This window comes from Vibrio sp. T11.5, assembly GCF_027587155.1.
GTDB lineage: Bacteria > Pseudomonadota > Gammaproteobacteria > Enterobacterales > Vibrionaceae > Vibrio > Vibrio neptunius.
Genome location: NZ_JAPPTP010000081.1, coordinates 1 through 430 on the forward strand (window position 1 = coordinate 1; position 430 = coordinate 430).

At 56.7% G+C, this 430-nt stretch carries 1 protein-coding gene; it reads right to left on the reverse strand.

Features of this window, described 5'->3' with window-relative positions; genetic code table 11:
* On the reverse strand, positions 1–430 hold a 430-nt coding region (locus tag OH455_RS23290), incomplete at both ends, for a LysM peptidoglycan-binding domain-containing protein (protein ID WP_269982949.1).

Here is a 430-nt window from a genome sequence, read left to right on the forward strand (position 1 = left end):
TCGGGCGATGCGGTCTATCGATAGCAGCCCCTCACTGAGCCGGGCGGTAAAGGCTGGGTAACCGACATCCAGCGCATGGTTGTACACCCTCACGGGCTCGGTGTAGATGGCCGCCCCCTTATCCAGTGGCGATAATGGCAACGTCGGGTTTAAGGTTTGTAAGGTCTCAAGAGTGACACCGTGCTGCTGAGCAATCTGCTCGAGAGTTTCCCCTTGAGCCGCCTTATGAGCGGCTCGGCGACTAACCTCTTCCACGACTGGTCCTTTGGTCAAAGGGATGATGGCGTCCATATCGAGCTGGACGCCATGCTCATTTAAAAAGGCCGTGTCTACCGCCGACATGGCTTGGTCATCCATGGCGTCTCGGCTAAACAGCAAGTGCTGGTCGACCACCACCTGACCCTCTCGCTTCCACAGGGCTAAAACAAAA